The 16,022-nt window shown below is 33.9% G+C and carries 8 protein-coding genes and 9 pseudogenes; 11 read left to right on the forward strand and 6 right to left on the reverse strand.

Features of this window, described 5'->3' with window-relative positions:
- Positions 1 to 75: 75 nt before the first annotated feature.
- The 4 pseudogenes from ACQ9BO_RS25280 to ACQ9BO_RS25295 form a co-directional block, all read right to left on the reverse strand.
- Positions 76 to 824, reverse strand: a pseudogene (locus ACQ9BO_RS25280) (rhomboid family intramembrane serine protease).
- Positions 821 to 2,758, reverse strand: a pseudogene (gene mutL / locus ACQ9BO_RS25285) (DNA mismatch repair endonuclease MutL). Before mutL ends, ACQ9BO_RS25280 begins: the two co-directional pseudogenes overlap by 4 nt.
- Positions 2,759 to 2,966: 208 nt before the next feature.
- Positions 2,967 to 3,538, reverse strand: a pseudogene (ribH, locus tag ACQ9BO_RS25290) (6,7-dimethyl-8-ribityllumazine synthase).
- Positions 3,539 to 3,623: 85 nt separating this feature from the next.
- Positions 3,624 to 4,402: pseudogene (locus ACQ9BO_RS25295) on the reverse strand (tetratricopeptide repeat protein).
- A gap of 241 nt (positions 4,403 to 4,643) precedes the next feature.
- On the opposite strand from ACQ9BO_RS25295, the pseudogene recF reads away from it, so the two are divergent.
- The 10 genes and pseudogenes from recF (at position 4,644) to ACQ9BO_RS25345 (ending at position 12,803) form a co-directional block, all read left to right on the forward strand.
- A pseudogene (recF, locus tag ACQ9BO_RS25300) lies at positions 4,644 to 5,724 on the forward strand (DNA replication/repair protein RecF).
- Positions 5,725 to 5,860: 136 nt separating this feature from the next.
- Positions 5,861 to 6,539, forward strand: a pseudogene (locus ACQ9BO_RS25305) (DUF2461 domain-containing protein).
- A gap of 87 nt (positions 6,540 to 6,626) precedes the next feature.
- Positions 6,627 to 7,673: a glycosyltransferase gene (locus ACQ9BO_RS25310; protein WP_431242961.1), complete on the forward strand. Its 1,047-nt coding sequence runs from the start codon at positions 6,627 to 6,629 to the stop codon at positions 7,671 to 7,673.
- 143 nt (positions 7,674 to 7,816) lie between these two features.
- Positions 7,817 to 8,830: a UDP-N-acetylmuramate dehydrogenase gene (gene murB / locus ACQ9BO_RS25315; protein WP_431242962.1), complete on the forward strand. Its 1,014-nt coding sequence runs from the start codon at positions 7,817 to 7,819 to the stop codon at positions 8,828 to 8,830.
- A gap of 110 nt (positions 8,831 to 8,940) precedes the next feature.
- Complete coding sequence (locus ACQ9BO_RS25320; protein WP_431242963.1) at positions 8,941 to 9,555, forward strand: FMN-binding negative transcriptional regulator; 615 nt, start codon at positions 8,941 to 8,943, stop codon at positions 9,553 to 9,555.
- An 83-nt stretch (positions 9,556 to 9,638) separates the two neighbouring features.
- A pseudogene (locus ACQ9BO_RS25325) lies at positions 9,639 to 10,743 on the forward strand (glycosyltransferase).
- Positions 10,734 to 11,285, forward strand: a complete 552-nt coding sequence (locus ACQ9BO_RS25330) for an RNA polymerase sigma factor (RefSeq protein WP_132989238.1) — start codon at positions 10,734 to 10,736, stop codon at positions 11,283 to 11,285. Before ACQ9BO_RS25325 ends, ACQ9BO_RS25330 begins: the two are co-directional and overlap by 10 nt.
- A 156-nt stretch (positions 11,286 to 11,441) precedes the next feature.
- Complete coding sequence (locus tag ACQ9BO_RS25335; RefSeq protein WP_431242964.1) at positions 11,442 to 11,762, forward strand: hypothetical protein; 321 nt, start codon at positions 11,442 to 11,444, stop codon at positions 11,760 to 11,762.
- Positions 11,737 to 12,264, forward strand: a complete 528-nt coding sequence (locus tag ACQ9BO_RS25340) for an energy transducer TonB (protein ID WP_431242965.1) — start codon at positions 11,737 to 11,739, stop codon at positions 12,262 to 12,264. Before ACQ9BO_RS25335 ends, ACQ9BO_RS25340 begins: the two co-directional genes overlap by 26 nt.
- A 158-nt stretch (positions 12,265 to 12,422) precedes the next feature.
- Complete coding sequence (locus tag ACQ9BO_RS25345) at positions 12,423 to 12,803, forward strand: PH domain-containing protein (protein WP_035650134.1); 381 nt, start codon at positions 12,423 to 12,425, stop codon at positions 12,801 to 12,803.
- Between the two features lie 65 nt (positions 12,804 to 12,868).
- Here the strand turns inward: ACQ9BO_RS25345 and ACQ9BO_RS25350 are convergent.
- Together ACQ9BO_RS25350 and ACQ9BO_RS25355 are read right to left on the reverse strand one after the other, a co-directional pair.
- Positions 12,869 to 13,752: pseudogene (locus ACQ9BO_RS25350) on the reverse strand (M48 family metalloprotease).
- A gap of 197 nt (positions 13,753 to 13,949) precedes the next feature.
- Positions 13,950 to 14,818: pseudogene (locus ACQ9BO_RS25355) on the reverse strand (M48 family metalloprotease).
- Between the two features lie 300 nt (positions 14,819 to 15,118).
- On the opposite strand from ACQ9BO_RS25355, the gene lipA reads away from it, so the two are divergent.
- Complete coding sequence (gene lipA, locus ACQ9BO_RS25360; protein ID WP_431242966.1) at positions 15,119 to 15,985, forward strand: lipoyl synthase; 867 nt, start codon at positions 15,119 to 15,121, stop codon at positions 15,983 to 15,985.
- Positions 15,986 to 16,022 lie beyond the last annotated feature (37 nt).

Here is a 16,022-nt window from a genome sequence, read left to right on the forward strand (position 1 = left end):
CAAAAACATTGCGAAATCAACATCGAAAACAACTTTTAAACTTTCGACTTTTGACTTTCGACCACTGTTTAAAAGCTAATTCCAACGATTGTTATTAAACTGATTTTTTTCCAGTACCACATAATCATAAAACCAAAGAAAGCTCCTCCAATATGTGCATAATGCGCAATTCCTGACTCGATTCCCATTACCGAACTTCCGAAAATTCCAAAAAAACCATCGAACAAAAGCATATAAATTGGAACAAAATATTTTGCTTTTATCGGAATTGGGATAAACATAATTCCAAGTTCAGCATTAGGAAACATAAAAGTAAATGCCACAAGCAAACCATAAATTGCACCAGACGCGCCAATTACAGGTATAGAATAGGCTTCAAAAAGATGTCTTAGCTGAGACACTGACAATAATTCATTCCATCTTGTATTTATTTTGCCTTCATTAATTAATTGCAAAATTTCAGTTTTCTGAAAACCATTAGCTTGCAAAATATTTAAAGCATCTTGGTAGAAATAATAATTGACTGCAAAATTGACTAATGCCGCTCCTAAACCACATGAAATATAAAAAAACAAAAATTTCTTTCCACCCCAAAAATGTTCCAACGTCGATCCAAACGAATACAATGCAAACATATTGAAAGCAATATGAGCAAATCCTCCATGCATAAACATATGTGTTATAGGTCGCCAAAATCCAAAAGATGGATTTTCAGGAAAATACAATGCCAAAAAATGCTCAGAAGCTGGCACTAATTGTGCACCAATAAAAAATATAATATTAATAATAAGCAGTTGTTTAACAACTGGAGTGATATTCATCATAAGGCAAACTTTTTATCTATATCTTCAACACGCATGGTGATAAAGGTAGGTTTTTGAAAAGGTGAAATATTTGGATCTTTACAGGCAAATAATCCATTTACGATATTATCCTGCTCTTTTTCGGTTAAATATGATCCAGTTTTAACCGCTAAACTTTTAGCCATTGACTTGGCAATTGTATCATTCTGACTGTAACTGCTCGCTGGAATCCCGTCCTGCAAATCGCTCAATAATTGATCAATAACAATTGAAACTTCACTCTCGGTAATATTTACCGGAATTCCCGAAATCACAATATGATCTGTTTTAGCTTCATCAAAAATAAATCCTGTTGTTTCTAGCGAAGGTTTTAATTCCTCAATCAATTTCATTTCGACCGTCGAATAAAATAAATCCAATGGAAAAAGCAATTGCTGGCTCGAAGCTTGATTGACAGTCATATTCAGCAAAAATTGTTCATACAAAATACGCTGATGCGCTCGTTGCTGATCCACAATAATCATTCCTGATTTAATTGGTGAAACAATATATTTTTTATGAATTTGATACGTTTTCTGACTCGCTTGCTCGATTTCGTCATCATTAAATAATGAAGAAGTTACTTCCTCGTTTTCGAATGTAAATGGCGAACTTTCGATCGCTTCTGGGCTATCGGTATCCAAACCAACATATAAACTTTCCCAGCTTACCGTTGGCTCAACTCTTTTCGAATAACCTGAATATGATGATCCTGAATAAGAAGAACCAGAAGAAGAGGAAGAAGACAAACCTGAGCTATAACCAGATCCAGAACTTCCTTTTGTATAGTGTTGATTCGTTTTATCATCTGTAAAAGGATTAAAAGTTCCATCAACTTGAATTGTTGGGGTTTCAGCTTCTAAATCTTTATAATGATATGGGGTGTCTAAATTGGCATCTCTCTCAAAATCCAAAACCGGAGCTACATTAAATTGACCTAAACTATGTTTGATCGAAGCTCTTAAAATGGCATATAAAGCCGATTCATCGTCAAACTTAATTTCAGTTTTTGTTGGATGAATATTAATATCGATGGTATTTGGTGGTACTTGCAAGTATAAGAAATAACTTGGTCGCATTCCATCTTTCAATAAACCGTCATAAGCCGCCATAACAGCGTGATGCAAATAACCACTTTTTATGAAACGATCGTTCACAAAAAAGAACTGCTCTCCTCTACTTTTTTTGCAAATTCAGGCTTGCATACAAACCCTTGGATATTTATAATCTCAGTATCTTCATTTACAGGAACCAATTTTTCATTGGTTTTGCCCGACATGATTCCGACAATCCTTTGACGATATCCCGCCGCTGGAAGATTGTACAATTCGCTTCCGTTATGATAAAAACTAAAATGGATATTTGGATGTGCCAAAGCCACGCGCTGAAATTCATCCATAACATGACGAAACTCAACCGTATCTGACTTCAAGAAATTACGACGCGCCGGAATATTAAAAAACAGATTTTTAACTGCAAATGATGTCCCCTTTGGCAAAACAGCCACTTCCTGCGACACAAATTTACTTCCTTCAATCACGATATGCGTTCCAAGTTCGTCCTGATCTTGCTTTGTTTTCATTTCCATGTGCGCGATCGCGAGCAATTGATGCCAAAGCTTCTCCACGAAAACCCTTTGTGCCAAGAGAGAATAAATCTTCGGCCTGACGAATTTTTGAAGTAGCATGACGCGCAAAACACAAACGGGCATCGGTAACTGTCATTCCTACACCATTATCAATAACTTGAACCAATGATTTTCCAGCGTCTTTTATAATCAATTTGATATCAGTTGCTTTTGCATCAACAGCATTTTCTAACAATTCTTTTACCACAGAAGCTGGTCTTTGAACCACTTCTCCAGCGGCAATTTGGTTAGCAACGTGATCAGGAAGTAATTGAATTATACTCGACATTAAGAAATTTGGGTTAAAGGTTTCTCCTTGATTTTATCGTTAAAAATCTTAGATTGAAAATGTTAGTTCTCGTTTGATTTTAAAAAACCAAGCTGTACAAATTTAATGAATTTTGGTTGTGATTTGGAATAGTCTCTGTCATAAAAAAACAAAAAACCTATACTATTTTACACAGTATAGGTTTTAGTATTTTTAAAACAATTGTGTTTTATTCGTTCTCAATTTTTCTAGGCGAATCTTCGATTTGAAGCGCGCCAGAAGTTAATAAAGGCTGATTGAAAGCATGAGCCATTGATGCCTGCTGACGAATATATGCCATTTTGATTGCGGCAATTGCGGCTTCAGTTCCTTTGTTGCCGTGAGCACCACCGCTTCTATCAATTGATTGTTGCATGTTATTGTCTGTCAAAACACAGAAAATAACTGGAATATCAGTCTGAACATTCAAATCTTTAATTCCTTGCGTTACACCTTCACACACAAAATCAAAATGTTTTGTTTCGCCTTGAATTACACATCCAATTACAATTACAGCATCAACATTTTGTGTCTGCAACATTTTTTTGCGCCATAAATAAGCTCAAAACTTCCAGGAACATTCCATCTGATAATTTGTTGCGCAGGAACATCACAATCAACTAACGCATCAAAAGCACCGTTATACAGCCCTTCTGTTATGGTGTCGTTCCACTCAGAAACAACAATCCCAAATCGAAAGTCTTTCGCATTTGGGATTGTGTTTTTATCGTATTCTGATAAATTTTTATTTTCAGTAGCCATCTTTTATATTTAAGATATTAGATTTTTGATTTAAGATTGTAAAAATACAAATCTAAAATTTAAAATCTCAACTCAAAAAGTATAATTATTGCGCTAATCCAATCAATACATCAACAGAAGCGACTTCTGGAGTTGCATCAAAATTATCTTTGATATCGTTTAAATATTTCAAAGCATCTTCTTTTTGACCTAAAGCGATTGCTGTTTTAGCGACTTTCAGCAAGAAACGAGGCGTAGTAAAATCATTTTTGTTAACCTCAGACGCTTTAACATAATAGCTTAAAGCTTCTTTTTGATTGTTTTTTGAGAGTAAGCATCACCAATTGCTCCAGTCGCCAAAGCTCCTAAAATTGCGTCTTGAGACTTAAATTCTCCAAGATATTTGATAGCTTCATCAAATTTTCCTGTATTCAAATATGCCATACCAGCATAGTAGTTAGCTAAATTTCCAGCATCTGTTCCAGAATATTCGTCAGCAATTTTAATGAATCCGAATTTACCTTCAGAACCGTTTAATGCTAATTTATATAATGAATCACTTTCTACACCGTCAACAGCTTTTTGAAAGTTTTGCTGTGCAACAAACATTTCGTTTGCGGCTTCGTCTTGTTTTGGATTTTCAATAAATTTTTGATAAGCCAAATAACCAATTGTAGCTACTGCAATACCAGCAACTAAACCAATAATGATTTTTTGATTTTTAGCCACCCAATCCTCAGTTCTTGAAGCTGTTTCATCTAATTTTGAGAAAACACCAGCAGTTGTGCTGTCTTTTTCGTCAATAATTACTTGTTGTTCTTCAGTAACTTCTTTAACTTCCTTCTCTTTTGGTGTCTTATATCCTCTTTTATTGTAAGTTGCCATTTAAAAATAATTTAGTGAACGGCAAAAATAAAATTTTTCTTGAAACTGAGGCAAAAAAAATCAATTTTATCACTATTTTAAAAAAAATATTTTTCTCGCTGACTTGTCCTTTCGCGGAAGCGCCAAAATAAATCAGCTAGCAGTTGCCCCAAAGCCAATTATATCAATAATTTTCGGTAATTTGCGGCCTCAAATTTTTACTGTTCAAAAACAGCAAATTTCATACTTGGAGTCCCTAAAAATGCATTTAAACAAAATCTCTTTATTCAATTATAAGAACTTTTCAGAAGCTAGTTTTGATTTCGACATCAAAATCAACTGTTTTGTGGGGAAAAATGGCATTGGAAAAACCAATGTTCTCGACGCAATTTATCATTTGGCTTACGGGAAAAGTTATTTTAATCCGCTTGCTGTTCAAAATATCAAACACGGCGAGGAGTTTTTTGTGATTGACGCCGAATTAGACAAAAACGAGAGAACAGAACAAATTGTTTGCAGTTTAAAAAAAGGGCAAAAAAAGATTTTGAAACGAAACGGAAAACCGTATGATAAATTTTCAGATCATATTGGATTTATCCCACTTGTTATTATTTCACCTGCTGATAGAGATTTAATTGTGGAAGGAAGCGAAACACGTCGAAAATTTATGGACAGCGTGATTTCGCAACTCGACTCTACTTATCTGCATGAATTAATCAACTATCAAAAAGTGATCACACAACGAAATGCACTTTTGAAATATTTTGCGCTCAATTACACGTTTGACAACGACACCTTATCTATATATAATGAGCTGACTGAATGAATACGGAAAATCAATTTTTGAAAAACGAAAAGATTTTCTCGAGCAGTTTATACCTATATTTAATAGACATCATCAAGCCATAACAGGATCTGAAGAAAATGTTCAATTGGTTTACGAAAGTCATTTGTTTGAAAAAGATCTTTTGACTCTTCTACAGGAAAACATCAACAAAGACCGAGCATTGCATTATACAACTGTCGGAATTCACAAAGACGATTTATCTTTCGAAATTGACGGGCATCCTATAAAAAAATTCGGATCGCAAGGACAACAGAAATCTTTTTTGATTGCTTTGAAATTGGCTCAATTCGAATTTTTAAAAAAACAAAGTGGCGTAAAACCTATCCTTCTGTTTGATGATATTTTTGACAAACTAGACGAAACGCGCGTTGCCAAAATTGTAGAAATGGTAAACAGCGAAACATTCGGACAACTTTTTATTTCAGACACTCATCCGGAAAGAACCGAAACGATTGTAAAATCTACGCATCAGAGTTATAAGATATTTAACTTGTGATTTTTTGCCACAAATTTCACTAATTTTCACTAATTAGAACTTTGTCAAAGTTGATCGATATGCAATAAAAAAATTAGTGTAAATTCGTGCAATTAGTGGCAACCTTAAAAACAACTGCAATCAAAAAACACAGAATATGCTAACGAAAGAATCATTGCAATTTTTAGACGATTTAAAAAAGAACAACAATAGAGATTGGTTTCAGGACAATAAAAAACGATACGAAATCTTCAAAAAAGATTATCATCAATTGGTTAGTGACTTTCTTGATGTTATGAAACCGCTTGATCCTTCTTTAGAATTTTTAGAAGTTAAAAATTGTACTTTCAGAATCAATCGCGACATTCGTTTTTCTAAAGACAAATCGCCTTACAAAGCACATTTAGGCGTTTGGATGTCGGCTGGAGCAAAAGGCGCAAATCGTTCTGGTTATTACGTTCATATCGAAAAAGGCGCAAGTTTTATTGCTGGCGGATTTTACTCTCCTGAATCAGAAGATTTGAAAAAAGTTCGTAAAGAAATTGCGTTTTTCTATGATGACTTACAAGAAATCTTAAACGACAAGAACTTTAAAAAGGAATTTGGAAGTTTAGATTTTAACGAAAATAATTCTTTAAAAAGCATGCCGCGTGGTTACGAAAAAGACCATCCAGTCATGGGAGTTCTTAAAATTGAAGAGCTTTACAGCCACTCAAAAATATGATATTTCGGAAGTCACCCAGAAAGATTTCGTTTCAAAAATGAGCAAAAAACTAATTGCTTTAAAACCTTTGAATGAATTTATTAATCGTGCTTTAGATACTGAAGAATTCTAAAAAAGATTAGATCGCCACGAATTTCACAAATTGACACGAATTAATTAGTGAAAATTTGTGAAATTCGTGGCGGAAAAACTTTTATCAATGAATAGGAAAATACTTTTTCTTGGAGAATCTTACCGTGCCGATGCTATCACTTGGATGAAAGGCCTGAAGGAATTTGGCGATTTCGACATTATTACTTGGGAACTTCAAACCTCAAACAATAAGAGATTCAAACGCATCTTAGAGTATTTTTTTGCTCCGATTTCTATTCGAAAAATAATTAGAAAAGAAAAACCAGATATGGTAATTGCTGAAAGAACCACAAGTTACGGTTTCCTAGTCGCATTATCAGGTTCAAAAACTATAGCAATTGCTCAACAAGGACGAACTGATTTATGGCCAGAAGAATCTAAATTGTATCCTTTTAAGAAATTCATTCAGAAATATGCTTTCAAAAAAGCGCATTTAATTCATGCTTGGGGACCAGTTATGGCAATTCACATGAAAGCATCTGGCGTTGACATGAACAAAGTTTTAGTTCTTCCAAAAGGAATCGATTTATCACTTTTTACTCCTTCAACAAATAATTCAAACAAAATTGAAGCCATTGTAACACGTTCGCTTCAGCCAGAATATCGACATGATTCAATATTAAAAGCTTTTGGAATTTTGAATCAAAAAGGAATTGATTTTTCATTGACGATTGTTGGCGAAGGAACGAGATTGCAATTTCTAAAAGATTTAGCCAAAGATTTACAAATCGAAAACAAAGTGATTTTTACAGGAAGAATTCCAAACACAGAACTTCCTAAATTATTACAGCAATCCAATATTTACATTAGCATGCCCATTACCGAAGGCGTTTCGGCATCTTTATTCGAAGCAATGGCCTGTAATTGTTATCCTGTAGTTTCTGATATCCCTGGAAATCAAAGCTGGATTACGCACCGCGAAAATGGGCAATTAATCGAAATTGATAATATCGAAATGTTGGCCGAAGAATTAATTTGGTCGTTTGAAAATGCTGAATATAGGAATAACGCCATTCTTCGAAATAGAAAATTTGTAGAAGAGAATGCCAATTATGATATTAATATGAAGGTTATTTCGGAGAAGTATAATGAGTTGTTGGATTCGAGAAAATAATTTAACCGCAAAGTTCGCTAAGATTTACGCAAAGAACACAAAGCTTAGCGAACTTTGCGTAAACTTTGTGTCTTTGCGGTAAAATAATATCCCAAATAAATTATAATCCTTACTTTTGACTCATATTAAAAAGCCTTTTATATATGGAAATCCAATCCAATTTTTCTTTAAAAAACCACAATACATTTGGTATCGAAGCCAAAGCAAAACAATTTGTCGCAGTACATTCTATTGCTGAATTGAAAACCATTTTAGAAGAAAACAAAAACGAGAAAAAATTTATTCTTGGTGGCGGAAGCAATATGCTTTTAACAAAAGACATTGATGCGTTGGTGATTCATATCGATTTAAAAGGAAAAGAAATAATCAAAGAAGATGATGATTTTGTTTGGGTTGAAAGTCAGGCTGGCGAAACTTGGCACGATTTCGTTCTTTGGACAATCGACAATAATTTTGGCGGTTTAGAGAATATGTCATTAATTCCCGGAAATGTTGGCACAACGCCAGTTCAGAATATAGGCGCTTATGGAACCGAAATTAAAGATACTTTCGTTTCTTGCGAAGCGATGAATATTGCAACTCAAGAAATGAAAACTTTCACCAATGCCGAATGTAATTTTGGCTATCGCGAAAGTATTTTCAAACATGAAGTAAAAGACCAATACATTATTACTTCGGTTATTTTCAAATTGACGAAACGCAATCATAAAATCAATACTTCTTACGGAGATATTTTGGCTGAATTGGCAAAAAACAACATTTCTGAACCAACATTAAAAGATGTCAGCAATGCTGTAATTGCCATCAGACAAAGCAAATTGCCAGATCCGAAAGAATTAGGAAACAGCGGAAGTTTCTTTAAAAATCCGATTTTACTGAAATCTGATTTTGAGAAAATTCACCAAAAATTCCCAGAAATGAAATTCTACGAAGTTTCAGATACTGAAGTTAAAGTTCCTGCTGGATGGTTGATTGAGCATGCCGGATTAAAAGGAAAACGTTTTGGAGAAGCAGGAGTTCATAAAAATCAGGCTTTGGTTTTAGTGAATTACGGAAATGCAACTGGACAAGAAATTTTAGCCGTTTCAAAAGAAGTTCAAAAAACTGTTTTTGAAAAATTTGGTATTCAAATTGAAGCGGAAGTGAATGTGATTTAAAATAAATATTCGCCACGACTCGAGCGATAGGGAACAGGCGAAGCAATTTCAAAAATTAGCACGAATTTTATTAGTGAAAATTCGTGAAATTCGTGGCAAAAAAAACACAGATGTACACTCCAGACTTATACAAAAACGAAAATCAGGAAGAAATCAGAGCTTTTCTAAAAGAAAACAGCTTCGGAATCTTGATTAATCAAACTAACGGAAAGTTATGCGCAACTCATATTCCGATAGAACTTGAAATTAATGCTGAAGGAAAAGAAATTCTGCAAGGGCATATTTCAAAATTGAATCCGCAGGCAGAAGGTTTTAAAGAAAATGATCAGGTTTTAGCCGTTTTTACTGGTCCGCATAGTTATATTTCTTCGTCTTGGTACGATCACGAAAATGTGCCAACTTGGAATTATATAGCCGTACATGTTTATGGAAAAATCAAAATTGTAGATTATGAAACTTCGGTAGCGCAATTGAAGAAACTTGTCGACAAATACGAAGCAAATTCTGAAAGGCCAATCCGAGTTGAAGATTTATCAGCCAAAACAATGCGTGAAGCTCGAGGAATCTATGGTTTTGAGATTGAAATTGAAGAGATTCAAGCCACTAAAAAACTCTCACAAAACCGCGATGATCACAATTATAAAAACATAATTTCGGAATTGGAAAAAACCGAAACCCCTCAGGCTATTGCTGTTGCAAAAGAAATGTCAAAATGCCGAAAGTAAATTGGTTTTGGACATTGAAAATTAGGAATTCATAAGTACATTTGCACTCGCAAGATTCAGAAATTAAAAGATATTAAAATCAGATGCTTACAATTTTATTTTACGTTTTTATTGCTATCGTTGTCGTACAACTTTTTTATTACTTAGGTGTATTTGGAAAGTTTGCTTTCGCTAAACAACAAGAAGTTACACAAAAAAACTTCCAGTTTCAGTAATTGTTTGTGCTAAAAACGAAGAAGAAAACGTAAAGAAATTTATACCGCTATTAGCCGAACAAGATTATCCAGATTTTGAAATTGTTTTGATTGATGATGCATCGAGAGATGAAACCTTGGAAGTATTTGAAGAATTTGAACAACAATATTCAAATATTAGATTAGTTAAAGTTGAAAACAACGAAGCCTTCTGGGGAAACAAAAAATACGCGCTGACTTTAGGCATCAAAGCTTCAAAAAAGAATATCTATTATTTACAGACGCCGACTGTTATCCAACATCAAAAAACTGGATTACATCAATGACTTCACAGTTTACCATGAACAAAACTATTGTTTTGGGTTATGGTGGTTATGAAAAAATCGAACGTTCGTTATTAAACAAAATCATTCGTTTTGAAACAGTTTTAACAGCAGTTCAATATTTGTCTTGGGCAAAAATTGGCTTGCCTTATATGGGAGTTGGAAGAAATTTAGCTTATAAAAAAGATGAATTCTTTAAGGTAAACGGTTTTATCGATCATATTCAAGTGCGTTCTGGCGATGACGATTTATTTATAAACCAAGTCGCGACTAAAGAAAACACTACAATTTCATATAATCCAGAAAGTTTTACTTATTCAAAACCAAAAGAATCTTATAAGGAATGGTTCAGCCAGAAAAGAAGACATGTTTCGACAGCGGAGTATTATAAGTTTTTTGACAAAATGCAATTAGGCATTTTTTATACCTCACAATTATTCTTCTTTTTATTAGTTATTCTTTTATTGTCTTTCCAATTTCAATGGATTGCAGTATTGGCTATTTTGGCGACACGCTACACCGTTGCATGGACAGTAATGGGATTTTCGGCTGGAAAACTTAAAGAAAAAGATTTAAAAATTTGGTTTCCTGTTGTAGAGATAGTGCTGATATTCACACAAATTAATATCTTTATATCTAATATCTTTTCAAAACCAGTACATTGGAAATAAATTCTAAAATAGAAAAAGCAAAAAAAGGCGATCAGATCGCCTTTACTTTTTTATTAGATTTTTATTGGAATGAAGTCTACGGCTTTATGCTGAAACGCACCGAAAACGAAACCATTGCTGAAGACATTACAATTGAAACTTTCTCAAAAGCCTTTGACAAAATTGCCACGTATAATTCTGAATTCAAATTCAATACTTGGCTTATCAGCATTGCAAAAAACGTTTACATCGATCTTCTTCGAAAAAAGAAATCAAGCCTTTTTATTGAAATTACCGATAGCGAAGATCAACAGGCATACAATATCGCCGACCCTACTCCATCTGCTGAAGATGCATTAATTAAAGAGCAAAATCTTTCTCGTTTGCTTTTATGCATCAAAGAATTAAAACCCCACTACCAAGAAGTTATTCAGTTGCGTTATTTTCAAGAGATGTCTTATCAGGAAATTGCAACAAAAATTGACGAGCCTCTAAGCAATGTAAAAGTAAAGCTTTTGCGTGCTAAAAAATTATTGGCAGAAATTATCGAACGTAACAGATAATTTACTATCTTTAAGAAAAGAATAAAATATAATCATATTTTTTCTTAAAAAACTAATTATCTAACACACTAAAACAACAACTTCTACGTTGTTTGCTAAAACCCAAACCCTATTCGCGTATGATTTAAAGTTACTTAACCTTAAAATCCAAAAATCATGTCAAAATCAAGCATCTATGAAAGCAAGTGGACCGATCTTGTTTTCGAAAACAAAAACAAAGAGTACGGAGCGTATCAATTACGCCAAGAAAATCCGAGAACAACAATTAATGCTTTATTTATTGCATTGTTGTTAATAACCGCCTTGGGAAGCGCGTCGATGCTGATTAATAAATTAAGACCAAATGTAGCTATTGAGCCAGCTCCATTCGATGAACCACTAACACCGGTTAATCTGACACCTGATTTGGTAAGACCTGTACCGCCTGCACCAGTGGCACCTCCAACACAAAGTGCTCCAGTCTGCTCCATCAATTAATACGCAACTGACAAATCCTGTTGTTACAACTGCGGCTCAAGCTACGCCAGATATTGCAACAAATGTTGAAAATCATGCCGTTGTAGACAATACTACAGGCGGAGATGGAACTATAACAAATGTATTACCTGGAAGTGGTGGAGAAGGAAACGTTTCCGATCCTGCTCCGGTAGACAACACTCCTGTAAATTCGGCTATATTAGACAAAATGCCAGGATTCCCAGGCGGAATGGATAAATTTTACAGTTATGTTGGAAACAACTTTAGAAGACCAGAGCTAGATGCCGAAATGACTCTTAAAGTGTATGTTTCTTTTGTAATTGAAAAAGACGGCTCAATAACTGACATCATGGTACAAAAAGATCCAGGTTATGGAATGGGCAAAGAAGCTATCAGAGTTTTAAAATCCTTAAAAACAAAATGGACTCCAGGTATCTTAAACGGAAAACCTGTAAGAACAGCATATAATCTTCCGATTACAATTAAAACGCAACCGGAATAAAATAATAATCGAAATACAGAAAGCAGAACTTAGGTTCTGCTTTTTTTACCAAATAATTTAAATCTCATTTATTTAGCATTTAAGCTCTGCTTCTTTTTAGTTACTTTTGTCCTTCCTAAAAAAGGCAAAACATTTACACTAAAACTAAAAACTAAAAAATGGGAATATTTTCTGCTCTTATGGGCAACGCAGGCACTGTTAGTCAAGAAGATTTACTTAAAAAATACGGACAACTTTTAACCGATAACGAAGAAATCGAAATGGGTTTCAAATTGATTCGTGATACTTTTATTTTTACAAATAAAAGATTGATTCTGGTTGACGTACAAGGAATTACAGGAAGCAAAACAGAATACAAATCGATTGCTTACAAAAGCATTACTCGTTTCAGTGTTGAAACTGCCGGAACTTTTGATTTGGATGCCGAATTGAAAATCTGGGTTTCTAGCGAATTAAACCCTAGTATTGTAAAACAATTCAACAAATCTGTAAACGTATATGATGTTCAGAAAGTTTTGGCACATCACGTTTTAGGATAATTTATTTCATAAACAAAAAGCGGCAAATTTTAAAATTTGCCGCTTTTTTTATTTTTACAAAACCACTATTTCTTTTTAGTTGTTGTCGTTTTCTTAGTTGTAGTAGTTGCTTTTTTAGTTGTCGTTGTTTTTGCAACTGGAGCAGTATTTACAATTTTTTGTTGCACATAAGGTTTGTATAAACCATCTTTCTCTGCTCTTGCTTTAGCATCGTCAGCTCTTTTTTCGAATCTGGATGCGAACTCATCATTTGATCAATAAAAGAAGCTTCACTTCCTTCACTCATTTTAGCCAAAATTCTAAAAGCAGATTCTTCAGCATTTACATTGTAACCGTTTTTCTTTAAGAAATTATACGAAAACAAATCGGCCTCAGCTTCTTGTTTACGGCTGAATTTGCTATCAATAATAGCACTTCCAATTTTCCCCAACTGACTATCAGTTACAGCAGTAATTTTTGCAGATTGCGAAGAAGCACCATCAATTAGAGCTTCTTTTTGATAAGTAGCGCGCATTGCATCTCTTGAATCGTTGTTTGCTACGTGACCAATTTCGTGCCCAATAACCGCCAATAATTCATTGTCATCCATGATATCCATCAAACCAGAATACACACGCACACTTCCGTCAGCGGTTGCAAATGCATTTACTTCTTTTAATTTATAAACCTTAAAATTCAACGTAAATCCTTCTCCTGTACTATGTTTTCCAAAAACTCTGTTTAATCTCAAAGTATAACCATCATTTGGCCCTGCCACTTCATTTGTTGAATCTAATTTACGAACTGCTTCTTTTGACAAAGCTGCCGCATCGGCATTACTCAATGTAAAACCCGTAACACCTTTTTGAAGAGCCCCTAGTGCTTTATCTCCTAAATTTATTTGCGCATTCATTTTAGTAAAACTCAATGTGGCAAATAAAACTCCAAAAACTAGTAATTTCTTTTTCATGTTTTTATTTATTACAATTTGACAACAAATTTAACACAACAAAACGCTTTATCATTTCATACAAAGCTTGTTTTTTCAACAAATAAAGATATAAATTTTAAATGAGTTATATAACCGCCCTTGACTATTATTCATACTAGACCAAACAAAAAACCGGCAAAATCTTAAGAATTTGCCGGTTTTAATATTTGCCCAAATTATTTCTTTTTTGTAGCGGTCTTTTTAGCAGTCGTTTTGGTAGTTGTCGCTTTTGCTACAGGCGCTGAATTATCTATTTTTTGTTGCGTGTAAGCATTATACAAACCGTCTTTTGTTGCTCTTTTTTTAGCATCATCAGCTCTTTTGCCAGAATCAGGATGCGAACTCATCATCTTGGTCATAAAAGATGACTCTACTCCTTCGCTTAAGTTTTGCAAAATTCTAAAAGCTGATTCTACTGCATTCACATCATATCCATTTTTTTCATGAAATTATACGAGAATAAATCTGCTTCAGATTCCTGTTTTCTGCTGTGTTTGCTATCAATCATAGCACTTCCTAATTGTCCTAATTGAGAACTTGTAAGGGTTTCCATTTTTCCAGATTGCGATGATGCGGCATCTAATAAAGCTTCTTTTTTATAAGCCGCTTTTATCGCATCTCTTGTATCATGATTTACAACGTGCCCAATTTCATGCCCAATAACAGCAAGTAATTGATTGTCATCCATAATATCCATTAATCCTGCAAATACACGCACACTCCCATCTGCACAAGCAAAAGCATTGATGTCTTTTACTAAATACACTTTATAATTCAACGTAACTCCATCTGTCGAAGCATGTTTACCAAATACACGATTTAAACGAAGTGTGTAACCATCTGTTGGGCCAGCTACAGTATTCTGTGCATCTAATTCTGCAATTGATTGTTTGGCCAAAGCCACTGCATCGGCATCACTAAAAGTAAATCCTGAAACACCTTTACCTAAGGCTCCCATTGCTTTATCTGAAAGTATTTGCGCATTCATTTTAGTAAAACCAAAAACTGCGAATAAAACCCCTAATACAATAAATTTCTTTTTCATGTTTTTTTTAAGCTATAAATTTGGCAGTAAAATTATTGTACTATTATTTTTACAATATCTTAAAAAGGCAAATTTGCATCAGAATAAGGCAAATTTTAATATTTCGAAAAAGTTAGCTTAAAAATCAACTTTTTAAGTAAAAAATTGAAAGATGAAACTAAAAACACATCTAAAGAAAAAACATTCTTATTTGAACTTGAAGCATTAAATTGAATAAACAAACATCAAAAGCAAACGAAAAGCAAATTAGCATCTTCAAATAAACTACATTCCGTATCTTTGTGTTTTGAATTTTGATATATGGAAACAGTCATTGAAAATATACCAACTGGAAAACCTAAATGGTTAAAGGTTAAACTTCCAATTGGACAAAAATATACTGAACTTCGTGGTTTAGTCGACAAATACAGCCTAAATACCATTTGTACTTCTGGAAGTCGCCCAAATATGGGAGAGTGTTGGGGTGAAGGAACCGCAACTTTTATGATTCTTGGAAATATTTGTACACGTTCATGTGGATTTTGTGGTGTAAAAACCGGAAGACCAGAAACCGTTGATTGGGACGAACCTGAAAAAGTAGCGCGTTCTATAAAAATCATGAATATTAAACATGCTGTAATCACAAGTGTTGACAGAGATGATTTGAAAGATGGAGGATCTATTATCTGGATTGAAACAGTAAAAGCAATCCGAAGAATGAATCCTGAAACTACACTTGAAACCTTAATTCCGGATTTTCAGGGAATCGAAAGAAATATTGACCGAATTGTTGAAGCAAATCCAGAAGTAGTTTCACACAATATGGAAACAGTTCGTCGTTTAACTCGTGAAGTTCGTATTCAAGCTAAATACGATCGCAGTCTTGAAGTTTTGCGCTATTTAAAAGAAAAAGGAATCAACAGAACCAAATCTGGCATCATGCTAGGTCTTGGCGAAACTGAAGAAGAAGTTTTTCAGACTATGAGAGATTTGCGCAATGCAAATGTTGATGTTGTTACTATTGGCCAATACCTTCAACCAAGTAAAAAACACTTGCCTGTAAAAGAATTTATTACTCCTGAGCAATTTGCAAGATACGAGAAATTCGGACTTGAATTAGGTTTCCGTCATGTCGAAAGCGGTCCTTTAGTTCGTTCTTCATACAAAGCACAAAAACATATTTTATAAATTTTAGGTTAATCGTTTAACTGGTTAATCGTTTAAT

The sequence above is a fragment of the Flavobacterium sp. P21 genome (assembly GCF_050632225.1).
Taxonomy (GTDB): Bacteria; Bacteroidota; Bacteroidia; order Flavobacteriales; family Flavobacteriaceae; genus Flavobacterium.

Coding starts and splice junctions, on each gene's coding strand:
- ACQ9BO_RS25310 (WP_431242961.1), top strand. CDS start 6,627: ATGAATAGGAAAATACTTTTTCTTGGAGAATCTTACCGTGCCGATGCT.
- murB (WP_431242962.1), top strand. CDS start 7,817: ATGGAAATCCAATCCAATTTTTCTTTAAAAAACCACAATACATTTGGT.
- ACQ9BO_RS25320 (WP_431242963.1), top strand. CDS start 8,941: ATGTACACTCCAGACTTATACAAAAACGAAAATCAGGAAGAAATCAGA.
- ACQ9BO_RS25335 (WP_431242964.1), top strand. CDS start 11,442: ATGTCAAAATCAAGCATCTATGAAAGCAAGTGGACCGATCTTGTTTTC.
- ACQ9BO_RS25345 (WP_035650134.1), top strand. CDS start 12,423: ATGGGAATATTTTCTGCTCTTATGGGCAACGCAGGCACTGTTAGTCAA.
- lipA (WP_431242966.1), top strand. CDS start 15,119: ATGGAAACAGTCATTGAAAATATACCAACTGGAAAACCTAAATGGTTA.